Annotated in this window: 9 protein-coding genes; 4 read left to right on the top strand and 5 right to left on the bottom strand. The window is 55.4% G+C overall.

Annotation, left to right across the window (positions count from 1 at the left end):
* Positions 1-298 precede the first annotated feature (298 nt).
* The 5 genes from VAE55_RS04270 to VAE55_RS04250 all read right to left on the bottom strand — a co-directional run bounded on the left by VAE55_RS04270 (position 299) and on the right by VAE55_RS04250 (position 6,512).
* Positions 299-1,357 (bottom strand): MaoC family dehydratase, encoded by a 1,059-nt coding sequence (locus tag VAE55_RS04270; RefSeq protein ID WP_322814569.1) that lies wholly within the window; start codon positions 1,355-1,357, stop codon positions 299-301.
* Positions 1,358-1,378: 21 nt separating this feature from the next.
* The gene (locus VAE55_RS04265; protein WP_322814568.1) at positions 1,379-2,425 is read right to left on the bottom strand and encodes a CoA ester lyase; all 1,047 of its coding nucleotides are present in this window, start codon (positions 2,423-2,425) and stop codon (positions 1,379-1,381) included.
* Positions 2,426-2,481: 56 nt separating this feature from the next.
* Positions 2,482-3,711 (bottom strand): 2-methylfumaryl-CoA isomerase, encoded by a 1,230-nt coding sequence (locus tag VAE55_RS04260; protein WP_322814567.1) that lies wholly within the window; start codon positions 3,709-3,711, stop codon positions 2,482-2,484.
* 310 nt (positions 3,712-4,021) lie between these two features.
* Positions 4,022-5,239 (bottom strand): CoA transferase, encoded by a 1,218-nt coding sequence (locus tag VAE55_RS04255; RefSeq protein WP_322814566.1) that lies wholly within the window; start codon positions 5,237-5,239, stop codon positions 4,022-4,024.
* Between the two features lie 49 nt (positions 5,240-5,288).
* Positions 5,289-6,512, bottom strand: a complete 1,224-nt coding sequence (locus VAE55_RS04250) for a CaiB/BaiF CoA transferase family protein (RefSeq protein WP_416181165.1) — start codon at positions 6,510-6,512, stop codon at positions 5,289-5,291.
* 448 nt (positions 6,513-6,960) lie between these two features.
* Here VAE55_RS04250 and VAE55_RS04245 point away from each other — a divergent pair, with 448 nt between their 5' ends.
* From VAE55_RS04245 to VAE55_RS04230, 4 genes are all read left to right on the top strand, one after another.
* Positions 6,961-7,803 (top strand): acyl-CoA dehydrogenase, encoded by an 843-nt coding sequence (locus VAE55_RS04245; protein ID WP_322814564.1) that lies wholly within the window; start codon positions 6,961-6,963, stop codon positions 7,801-7,803.
* Between the two features lie 2,247 nt (positions 7,804-10,050).
* Entirely contained in the window at positions 10,051-10,611 is a 561-nt protein-coding gene (locus tag VAE55_RS04240; RefSeq protein WP_322814563.1) for a (Fe-S)-binding protein, read from the top strand.
* Positions 10,612-10,689: 78 nt separating this feature from the next.
* Positions 10,690-11,472, top strand: coding sequence for a (Fe-S)-binding protein (locus VAE55_RS04235; protein ID WP_322814562.1), 783 nt, complete (start codon positions 10,690-10,692; stop codon positions 11,470-11,472).
* A gap of 216 nt (positions 11,473-11,688) precedes the next feature.
* The gene (locus tag VAE55_RS04230; protein ID WP_322814561.1) at positions 11,689-12,333 is read left to right on the top strand and encodes a hypothetical protein; all 645 of its coding nucleotides are present in this window, start codon (positions 11,689-11,691) and stop codon (positions 12,331-12,333) included.
* Positions 12,334-12,414 lie beyond the last annotated feature (81 nt).

Raw genomic sequence — 12,414 nt, 5'->3', positions numbered from 1 at the left:
TGCGCGACACGCACATGATGCACGTGTAAAGCAACCCATTCAGCACGTGATACCACGGCTGGAGCGGCGCACTGCCAACGGACCAGTCGCTCACAACAGCACCCATAGTGATCATCCCCGCTGATACGCACGTGGTTGACACCAGGTATGGGTAATGCATAGTCAGAGGGGGGAGGCCGGGAGAGGGGCGGGAATAAGGTGCCTGGAAGCCATACGGAGCACGCCCATCCCTACTCCCCCGCTCCTCTCCCCTGACGGGAGAGGAGCGGGGGCCGGGGGGTGAGGTGAGGGCGACCAGTCATCCCCGACGCGGCATCAACACTGTGTAATCGAAATCAAGCACCACCGCCGGATCGTAGTTACCCTCCGCGTCACGGTAGGGAAAATCGTGACACGGGCGATCTTTGGTGGCGACGGTACGCACCCGCAAGGCACCAATATCGGTGCGGCCCGGAATCTCCATCTTGTCCAGAATCTCTGACCAGGCATAGATTGTGTCACCGGCAAAGCTGGGGTTGGTGTGGCGCCCGCTGTTAATGGCCGCTATGCTCAGCGCATTGGCCAGCCCATTGAACGACAACGAACGTGCCAGGCTGATGATGTGGCCACCGTAGACAATCCGCCGACCAAACCGCCCTTCCCGCTCAACGTGGAGATTGAAGTGGACTCGCGCTGTGTTCTGGTAGAGCCGGGTAGCCTGCATGTGCTCGGCCTCCTCAATCGTAACCCCGTCAACGTGATCGATCTTCTCGCCAACCTCGTAATCGTCCCAGAGGTAGCTGCTACCGGCATGGGCCAGGTTGTAGTTCTCCGGCGATACGGTGTACGGGACGGTCAAATCGGTGACCGGTACTGAGTCGGGCAGGTCGGGTATGACCGTCTCCGGTGCCGGTGCGTTCTGGTCGCGCTTCCGCACCATCACCCAGCGGATGTATTCGAGCACAACTTCATCCCATTGGTTCACACCTACTGAGTGGACATACACGACACCGGTTTTACCGTCTTTGTTCTGGCGTAAACCGATGACCTTTGAGGTGGTGGAAAGGGTATCGCCGGGATAGACCACTGCGCCAAAGCGCCCACCGGCATAGCCGAGATTGGCGATCGCGTTGAGCGAGATGTCGGGTACCGTCTTCCCGAAGACGATATGAAACACCAGGAGGCTATCAACCGGCGCTTGCTCCAGCCCAAGCGATTGCGCAAAGGGGGTCGATGAGGTCAGCGCAAAGCGTGAACCGTACAGTGATGTGTAGAGAGCAACATCACCTTCCGTGACCGTGCGCGGCGTAGCATGCACAATCGTCTGGCCAAGCCAAAAATCCTCGAAGAAATTGCCGGGATTGGTTTTGCCGCTCATCCCTCTCTCCTTGCTGCAACGTTACAGGCCATACGCCTGGGCCAGTTCAGGGTCCTTCTTCGCAATCATCCGCGCCAGGTCGACGATCACCTTCGCCTGCTTCCAGGTCGCATCGTCTTGCATCTTGCCGTCAATCATCGCCACCCCCGAACCATCGGGCATCGCCTCTAGGATACGTTTGGCGAAGAGCACCTCGTTCACATCCGGGCTGAAGACACGCTTGGCGATTGGGATCTGGTTGGGCGCCAGCGACCACGCTCCGGTACAACCGAGGAGGAAGGCGTTGCGGAATTGGGCTTCGCAGGCAGCTTCATCCTTAATGTCGCCAAAGGGGCCGTAGAAAGCACGCAGGCCATGGGCAACTGCCACATCAACCATGCGGGCAATCGTGTAATGCCAGAGGTCCTGCTGATAGAACGGTCGCTCGGCCTGACCTTCTTGCGGATCGGCCAGCACGCCGTAAAAGGGGTGCCCGCCACCGACGCGGGTGGTCTTCATGCCACGCGAAGCGGCGAGATCGGCCGGTCCCAGGCTAAAGCCGTGCATCCGGGGGCTGGCGCCGGCAATTGCTTCGAGATTAACCATGCCCTGAGCTGTCTCGAGCAGAGCATGTATTAGGATCGGCTTCTTGATCTGGTGGCGCGCTTCAAGCAGTGCCAGATACTGATCGACAAAGTGAATGTCCCACGGACCCTCGACCTTCGGGATCATAATAACATCGAGTTTATTGCCCACAGCGGCCACAATTTCGGCAATATCGTCGAGGACCCATGGGCTATTGAGCGCATTGACCCGCACCCAGAGCGCGGTATCGCCGAAATCGGTTGCTTTGGCTACTTCGATGAAGCCGTGGCGCGCTGCCTCTTTGGCGTCCATCGGAATCGCGTCTTCCAGATTGCCGCACAGCACATCAACCTGTTTGGCGACCTCTGGAATACGGACACGAATCTTTTCAATGTGGGGCGGAAAAAAGTGGACAACGCGCTCTGGGCGAACCGGTAGCTCGCGGATCGGCTCTGGAGCGCCGATGGCCAACGGTTTGTAGAAGTTGTGAGCTAGCTTGCGCATGATCATCTCCCTCCGTGTTTCAATTACATCATCCGTTTCGGTGGCAGTGCATACGGCTATGCTGCCTGACCTGGCCCGGCAACAATTCCTTCATCGTGTAAGCGACCTACTTCGGCTTCACTCAAGCCCAGCACCTCAAGCAAAATCTCATCGGTGTGCTCACCGAGCCGGGGCGCAGGTTGGACAGGCAGACGCGGTACGGCAGTGAAATCCAACGGCGAACCCGGCATTAGGTAGCTCCCGATGCCGGGCTGCTCGACCATCGCAAACATCGGGTTGTCGGTGGAGCAGTCGGGGTCCTGGGCAATTGCTTCCCGTACCGTTCGGTACGGCGCCCAGGTAACGCGGTGCTGTTCAAAGATGCGTCGTACTTCGGCGAGGGTACGGGCGTGGAACCAGGGTTCCAGCAGCGCAGCGATCTCGTGACGGGCGCGGAAGCGGTCGCCTTCCTCGTCCATGTTCAACCCCAACCGCGCCCCAAGAGCCTGAAACGCCTCTGTCAAACCGGTCGCCTTTCCCAGCGTCTTCCACTGCAAATCGGTCAGCCCAACCACCATCACCCGCTTGCCGTCGAGGGTCTCGAAGTCGCGCCCGAACGCACCGTAGAGGTAATTACCCTGGCGCGGACGGTCGGTATCGTTGATCATCACCTCGGCAATCATTCCCAGATGGCCGATCATCGCCAGACCAACATCTTTCAGCGCAATCTTCACCAATTGCCCCTCACCGGTCAGCCGGCGGTGGCGTTCGGCAGCCAGCAGACCGAGTGCAATCATCTGACCGGTCACAATATCCCAGGCCGGCAGCACGTGATTAACCACATCAGGCGTCGTGACCGGGCCGGTCATAAACGGCAGTCCCAACTGCGGGTTGACAGTGTAATCCACCTCTGAACCACCATCGCGCCGCCCAACCAGATTGACCATGATCAGATCAGCGCGATGACGCTTCAGCTCATCGTAACTCAACCAGCCGCGGGCCGGAAAATTGGTAATAAAGAGACCGGCATTCTCACCAGGTGCGCAGATGAGCTGCGTCAGCAACTCCTGCCCCCGTGGATGGCGAATATCGATTGCAATTGAACGTTTACCTTTGTTGAGACCGGCCCAAAACAGACTATGCTTGCCATCGAGCGTGATCGGCCAGCGTTTGTAATCAAGACCGCCGCCGATAGGGTCGAAGCGAATCACATCGGCCCCCAACTGCGCGAGCGTCATGCCCCCTAGCGGTGCGGCAACAAAGGCCGATCCCTCCACTACGCGCAATCCGTGGAGAATACCCTTCATGGTGCTCCTCTCAAATCAATGCGGATACCACTCACTGCCTCCGCAAGTATGCGATGGTATAGCCTGTTGGATGGGAAGGCGTCATCTCGAACGTGACGAAGCCTCATTCGCTTCAGGATCGCCAGTACCGTGTAGCCCTGCACCAGCCGAACGGAAGATGGTGGATCGCCGTGCTCCCCATACGGTTTTGGGCAACGTATGGTTGCACTGCGGTTACATCGCTCTTGCCGGTGCAGGTCACTATTGGCCGAGGGCGTAGAGAGCGCATCGTCATGTATCGGTGCCACGACCTCGATCCTACAGTCAATACCTAAATCACCCGCTTCGAGCGCAGATCGTTGATCTGCTCGTCGCACATACCGAGAATCTCTTTCAAGACTTCTTCGGTATGCTCGCCGAGTTTTGGGCCGAGCCAGCGAATGCTGCCTGGTGTCTCCGAGAGCTTTGGCACCACATTCGGCATGATCAACGTCTCGCCCAGGTCTTCGGCATCAATCGCGACCAGATTACGGCGAGCGTGGACGTGGCGATCACCGAAGAAGTCGGCAATGTCGTTCAGCGGTGCTGCCGGAGTGGCTGTGGCATAACAACGCTCCAGCACTTCGGCGCGGGTCAGAGAGCTACACCAGTCACGCACAATCTCGTTCACATCACTGGCGTGCGCCAGCCGTACTTTCTGATCACCGTAGACACTCGACGAAGCCAGTTCGGGACGTCCCATGGCATTCGCCAAGCGGGCAAAAAGCTTATCGGTCGCACACGAGATCGCAACCCATTTCCCGTCTTTGGTTTGGAAGTGGCCGTGGGGACAGGCAAACTCGTTGTAGTGCGAACCGTGGCGTTCGCGCACCTTGCGATACATTCCGTAGGCCGGCACCAGCTCATCGCTACAGCGGAAAACCGATTCGTACAGAGCGGCATCAATGTACTGTCCGCGTCCGGTCTGTTCGCGGTGGCGCAGTGCCAGCAGCACGCCAATACAGCCGTAGAGACCGGTCATATAGTCGGCGAGCGTCGTTGACCCCGGAGTCACCGGCGTCCCTCTCGGCATACCGGCCAGATACGCAATTCCGCCGACGGCATGCGCAATTCGGGCAAACCCCGGTCGGTCACGGTACGGCCCGGTCTGACCATAACCGGTGACCCGTAACATAATCAGGCGCGGGTTAATCTTACTCAATACATCCCAACCCAGACCCCATTTTTCCAGCGTACCGGGTCGAAAATTTTCGCACAGCACATCGACGTGGGCGATCAGATCTTTGAAAACCCGTGACCCTTCGGGATGTTGCAGGTTGAGCGTGACCGAACGCTTGTTACGCGACTCGCTCAGCCAGGTCAGCGTATCGCCACGCGAGGTTGGCGTACCAAAGCGGCGCAGTGCATCACCGCCGATAGGATGTTCTACTTTCAACACATCGGCGCCAAATTCGCCCAACAGGGTCGCACAAAAAGGCGCAGCAATCACCGTCGCGGCATCGATAACGCGAATTCCGGCCAGCGGCAACGTTGTGGTCGTTCCATCCATTGCCTTCACCTCACAAGTGGTATTGTTACAGCATATGTGATCGAGATGGCTAAATAATCTTGCGGCTGCGTAAATGCTTGATCTCTTCAGCAGAAATATCAAGCAGCTCGCGCAACACCTCATACGTGGCATTCCCCAGCGGTGGGCCGAGGTTGGTCACCCGTCCTGGTGTTTCTGATAGTCTAGGGATCACGTTCGGTACCACCACTTCACCAATACCCTCGGCGTCGATACAGGCAAAGTTACCGCGAGCCAGAAAATGTTCGTCGTTGAACATATCAGCGATGCTGTTGAGCGGGCCAACGGGAACTTCTTTCTCCAGACAACGCCGCATCACCTCGTCGCGCGTCAATGAACCGACCCATTCAATCGTAATCTGGTTCACAAGATCGCGTGCTGCCAGCCGTTTGCGTTGATCACCGTACAGTTCTGGCGAGGCCAATTCCGGGCGCTCCATAGCTTCGGCCAGCCGTTCAAACATCTTGTCGGTGGTACAGGCAATCGCAACCCACTTCCCATCCTTTGAGCGGAAATGACCATGTGGGACAGCAATAAAACTCCCCGCACCTTCGCGTTCACGAATTTTGCCGAACAGACCGTAAGCCGGAGCAATCTCATCCAGAATCCGAAAGACCGCTTCATAAATCCCGACATCGATCAACTGTCCACGTCCGGTCTGCTCTTTGTGGCGCAGAGCAATCAAAACCCCGATAGCCCCAAACAGGCTGGCGACATAGTCGCCGAGCGGTGCTGTTCCCGGTAAGACCGGCGTTTCGCCGGGAAACCCGGCCAGGTACGAAAGGCCACTAAAAGCGTGGGCAATATGGGCAAACCCCGAACGCCGGCGATATGGCCCGGTCTGACCATAGCCTGACACCCGCAGCATAATCAGTCCAGGGTTCGTCGCCTGCAAGACAGGCCAGCCCAGGCCCCATTCTTCCATTGTGCCTGGACGAAAGTTTTCAATCAGGATATCGGATTTCGCTACCAGCTTCAGGAAGAGAGCAACACCCTCTTTTTGGCGCAGATCAATCGTGACCGACTTACGGTTACGGGCCTCGCTTAGCCAGGCCAGCGTGGCATCGTGGCGCACAGTTGCGGTGCCGAAACGACGCATCGGATCGCCACCCAGTGGGTGTTCGACCTTTAGTACTTCAGCGCCGAATTCTCCCAGGATAGAAGCAGCATACGGACCGGCTAGAAAATTGCCTACATCGATAACCCGAACACCACTCAACGGCAATTGTTCTTGACCGGTGCCCGGATTGCTCATTGGATCGCTGGCCGGCGGCTTTGCTTCTTCGGGTGCTGATGATGCTTCTCCTGTGGGAAGCATCTCGGTTGTCTCGATGACCTGCCCTTCTGACACCTCCCTTGGTTGACTGGTTGATCTGGTCAGGCGTGACGCTTTTGCCATTCCTCTTCCCTCTCCTTGCCGTAAACAAAAAGAATACCTGCAGCCACCATTGGCTAAGCATGAGGCCACCATGGCCGCCCTGGCTCATCCAGAATATGGATCATAGAGTCGTGTATTCATACCATAGCATAAAAGCGAAACGTGCGCAATTGTCGGTTTCTAAGAGTTAACTATGAGTTAATGTAAGTAGATACTTGCACCTCCTACACAATTTGCGATGGTCATACGTGGGTTATGCATAGTATAATAGGCCCGTTCCACGTACCAAACGTATCAATGTTGCAAACAAGGAGGTCAACCGACCATGAGCAGCGCGGATTGGATGGCCTGGATTGGGCGTACTGAGCTGGTAGAAGATAATATTTGTCTGGCCCAGGCAATTGCAGCAGCGGTAACGCTAGAGCCACCGTCGGGAGTACCCACTGCGGATAGCCCTCTCCCTCCGCTCTGGCATTGGTTTTACTTTCTGCCCCGTGCCCCACAGTCACAGCTCGGCAGTGATGGTCATCCGCAGCGTGGTGGCTTCATTCCACCAATTCCCTACCCGCGCCGCATGTTTGCTGGTGCCCGCATCCGCTTTCATCACCCCCTGCGCATCGGTCAACCGGCGCACCGTGAAGGCATTATTCGCAATATTACCCAAAAAAGCGGGCGTAGCGGCCCCCTGGCGTTTGTGACGGTCGGCTATCAGATATACCAGAATGAGATGCTTTGTATCGAAGAAGAGCAAGATATTGTGTACCGTGAGCCAGGGGCACCGATACCGGCTCCTACACCGGTAGAGTTACCACCGGCGAACGATGCGATCACCCGTACTGTTGTGCCCGATTCGCGCCTACTCTTTCGCTTCTCTGCCCTCACCTTTAACGCGCATCGGATTCACTACGACCGGCCATACGCGCAGCACGAAGAGGGTTATCCTGGTCTGGTTGTCCATGGCCCCCTGGTAGCAGTCTTGCTAATGGAACTGGCCCGACACCATACCTCCCGCCCGATCATTGGCTTTTCGTTCCGCAGCCAGGCTCCACTCTTCGATTTGGCCCCCTTCCGCCTGCTGGCTCGTCCCAATGGCGACCGCATCGATCTGGAAGCCCAGGGTCCTGATGGGACAACGGCACTCAGTGCGACGGTTGAGTTGGGGGGATGAGGGAGAGAGAAGTAGGAAATGGGGGATAGGCGGTAGAAAAGGTAGAGAAGTGATTCTTTGGACATATAAGAATGTTCGGCTCATGTTCAAAAATAGTGCAGCCGAACCGACGGAGCGACAAACCTGGGCGTGATTCGTTGCTCGTTGATACGAGCCGCACATATCGCTACAGACGCAGCCAGATACGTGGTATGCACGCCCCGAAACGAGCGGAGGAACGTGCGCACCATTGTCCATCATCCCGCGCCGGTGTTCCCGTGCACCGCGCGGTTCTCATCACCAGCGGATCAGGTGCCCATACCCAGTGGCCGTGGTCGACGGTATGATGTACCCGCGCAAGCTGCTGCGCATAGCCGCGCCATTCAGCGGTATAGACCACCGCCGGCACACCGGTAAAGCGCGTGACGTGGTCTCCCAGGATGGCGCGGCTGGTGCGTTGGCCGCAGCCGTACTTGCCCGCTCGCCCGGCTCACCGTGTCCACAATCGGCGGGCGGTCGTTCGCGGATGTCCCGTACCTGCCACCGGGTGGCCCGCCATCGCGGGGGTCGGTCGGGTCGGCATGCTTTGTTCCTTTTTCCCGCATTGTGAAATATCTCAGCGATTTCGGTGTGTTGATCGTCTAGGGGTGGCCAGTTGCCGCTGGGGGCGGTGTGCCGCATCGCCTGCTGGAGAGTGGAGACCGGGGTCCGGCTGATCCCCAATGCCCTAGAGCACCGTCGACGGTTCTGCTTGGCAAATCCCCCGCACGCGCAGAAACACCTGCGCCGGACGAAGCTACTTCTGGTTCCCGTGGCGACGTTGTACACACGATGACACTGACGACAGCGCTAGAATGTCACCCTCCTCCGACGAGTGCGCCGAACGCGCCGCGCTGCGTCGGCGCCACGCCCACAGCCTGGACATGTCAAACCGTTAGGATGGCACTACGCCATCACCCACTGTTCACTGCGTTCCGCATCGAACAGGTCATGCATCGGCAATTCCCTAGGCTCACCGGTAATACAACGGGTCTCATGAGAGTATACTACCTTGCACTGAGTTTGAACATAAGCCGAACGCATCTCATAAAGCTGTGCTGTCGTGCTGTCTAACCATAACGTAGGCTCATGCACTCTTGCCAATCAGCAAAGACAGCATACCCTGCTCCTCGCTTGCCGGTGTAGAAGAGAACAGCACTGGTCTCCGTCTGCGATGCAATCACACGCCGGATCGGTGCCTTGCACGCTTGTCATGTGCGTGTTGCGTCGTTTGGCGGACGACCCTGTCCATGATTCCAGGGGAGACAGAATGCGTCGGTAACACACCTTACGCCTCAGCAGGATGCCCTGGAACATGCTGCTGATTTCCCTCCTGAACCATGTATTCAGGAGCAGACAGCATAGATGAGTGAATGCAACTTTGGGGACATCTAAACGCTCCCGCGCATCTCCCCTCTCCTATACCGGGGATGAGGGCGTTCAGCACATACCCAAGCCCGATCTTCCCCATACGCTTGCACGTTCGCCCGCGCATGAATTCCTGCGTAGCGGAAGAGGAACGGGGGGGCGAGGGATTTCAGGACATCGTCAGGCTCTACCCTTGGTATAGATCGAATGTCCTATCTACCCTTGAGTAGGGAAGGCGAGATCCAGACATGACGGGCAATCACAATATGTCGTCGCTGCTCTTCAAACCAGGCCGGAAGTCGTGTGGTTTCTGCGTCTGCGGAATATTGTGAACGTGGGAACTAGTTCACGAAACCGATTATTGTACTTTGCAATGCGCTGTATGCCACACCATTGCGCTGGTTGATAGCAGATGGATCATGTGACAATTCCTGGTTGTTACATCTCAACAAATATCCTCTGAGGGAATGATTATAATTCTAAACATCGCAATTTGAGATACAAATAAACAGATAAAAACAATAACAAGAAAATGTTTTATTAAAAAACATTTTAGTACACAAAATTATTTGATTTTGATACCTTATACATCTTTCCTGGTTATGGCTTTATCGAGGTGACGTTTATCCAAACCTTCTCTCAGCTTGTGCTGAGGGCTAGTACGTTACCCCGATTCGTCCTGTTAGCAATTCCCATTTTCAATCGCAATCTGACACTGCTGGATCTCAAAACCATCGTGAGGAGGACTTTGTATGGAACCGGAGATGCAAGCGTTCGTCGATTCGTTGCGCCACAACCTGACTGCCGAGAATGTGGTCAACCTCGAAGCCTGCATGGATTGCAAGATGTGCGGCGAAGCATGTGCATGCATGGTATCTGGTGACCGGCGATGAGAAGCCTCATACCACTCACAAGACCGGTCTGATTCGCCAAATCTATCATCGCTACATGACGGTAGAGGGGCGCATTAGTGGTGCATTGGGGTTAGTGCCAACTCCTACAATCGCCGATTTACGGGAAAATATGCAATACTTCTGGGCATGTACTGCCTGTGGGCATTGTACACTGGCCTGTCCATCTGGGATTAGTATTCGCCGAATTGTTCGCCTGGCCCGCGCCGCATATGCTGATTCTGGTCTGAGCCTTGCCAATCCTACCATTCGGTCAATTATCGAAAATACTGATCGACATCGTCATAGTTTTGGGTTAACCGTGCCCCAAGTTATTGGTCGAGTCGGCATGTTTTTGCGGAGCGAGGATTTGGAGGTGCCGGTTGATGTGCACGGTGCAGAAATGCTCTTTGTGTGTCCGGCCGCCGGTAATACGAAAATCCCTGATTATGGAATTAAACTTATCAAAATTCTGAATGCTGCTAGTGTGAGCTACATCATTTCGCCCTATGTGATTGACACCGGCACGTAGATTGATCATATTGCTGTTCATCATAACCTTTCAAAGCAAATGTTAGAAGACTGGGAGCAAGAAGCAGATCGACTGGGGGTGAAAAAAATTCTGCTCGTAGAGTGTGGCTGCGATACCCGTACCCTTTACGCCGAAGCCTCCAAAACTCTGGGTCGTCCTTTCCGCTATCCAGTTGTTAGTGTTGATGCGCTGATGCTTGATTTGATCAAGCAGGGACGGCTACCGATTGAAAAGGCGCATCTGAAGTTGACGCTGCACGATCCCTGTTATGCAACCCGTCCTTCCAGATTGGGTGATCTGTTCCGTGAATTGCTGAATCTCGTAACCGATAATTTTATCGAGATGACTCCCAACCGCGAACACAATTATTGCTGCAATGGTGATGCCTGGGGGATGCGGTTACCGGAAAATACCGCGACTCGGCGCAAGATTTCGGTTCTGAAGGCAAACCAGATCCGCGCTATCAATGCCACATACGTAACATCACCGTGTGTAGTGTGTACGCTGTCACTAGAAGATACTTGTCAGACCTACGGCCTGGCACCGCAAGGCGAACGTATGGCGCTGGTGTTGTTTGAGGTTGTTTACCCTGCAATGGAGCCGGCGCTAGCCAAACGAGGTGAACTGGATCGGATGCGCATTCCGGCCGAATTACGAAATCGCGATCACGAGTTTTTCGTTGCCCACAGTCTTGAGGGTCGCCTGTCAATGTTGATGCAGCTTCCCGAATTTCCAGCCCTCCTCGATTGGCCTGAACAGGATGATATTGTCAGACAATTCAGCAAGGATCATCCTCAAGTATACGAGCTGTTACGGGCATGGCGTGAAGTCGTCACCGCACCAAAAAACGCTCAATTGTAGCCGATTAGTATGTTCGCTATTCGTAAGTAGAGGTGTCCTATGCTTATCACGTTACTGAATATTGTTGCTCCGATTGCAATAACCGTCTTCGTGATCGGTATTGGCTTACGGCTGGGCCGATTCGTTATGGCATTACTGACGAAGCGCCGTTTTCGGTGAATATCACCGACATTCGAGTCACCACCGCCGAGCCTGGGCTTTTGGCAGTCGTTGTCCATGGTTCTGTTTGGACCGTATCGGCACTTTTATCGCCGTGCCAATCCCGTCTGGGGTCGAGGTTACCTGATTTATCACGTTGCGATTATCACCGAGGTGATCGGGTACTCGATTTCGGCAATCATCGTCTTTGTAAACATCTTGCTCGGTCGGTCGATCCCGGATGTGGCGTTACACCTTGAGCACAGCTTTAACTACACACCGGCCAATCTGCTTGCTATCATCTTCGGCAATAGTGAGTCGTACAGGCTTAATTTCATCTTCGGGAGCTTTGCGCCATATTTTGTGGGTATTACCTGGATTGCAGTCGGATTTGCCGTTGTCGGTAATATCCATCTAATGACTGTTTTACTCCGTAAATGGAGTGGTGCGGTAGTGACTGATATTGATTCCCCCGCACATCGCATCCATATTCCTGGGCAGCGACCGTTTGATCGGGTCTTCATTCGCACAATTGTCTTCTTCATTATCTGGACAGCATTGCTGGCCCGGTTGCATCTCGTCCCCGGTATCGTGTATGTTCACAGCCTGCTCGGTCTTGCCTTGTTCACCCTGTTGCCTTTCACCTATCTGTTCCATATGGTCTACAACTTTTTGACGGTCCTCTACGCAACCCGACGGCGAATGGCGCGTACAGTTGCATAGCTGATGTCTGCAACGGGCAACACCTGTGTATTAGGTGTTGCCCACTGTACGCGCAGAATCCTCGTGTTGTCTGCGTGTGCA

The organism is Chloroflexus sp., from assembly GCF_034432675.1.
Taxonomy (GTDB): Bacteria; Chloroflexota; Chloroflexia; order Chloroflexales; family Chloroflexaceae; genus Chloroflexus.
This window is presented reverse-complemented; position numbering and strand designations above follow the sequence as displayed.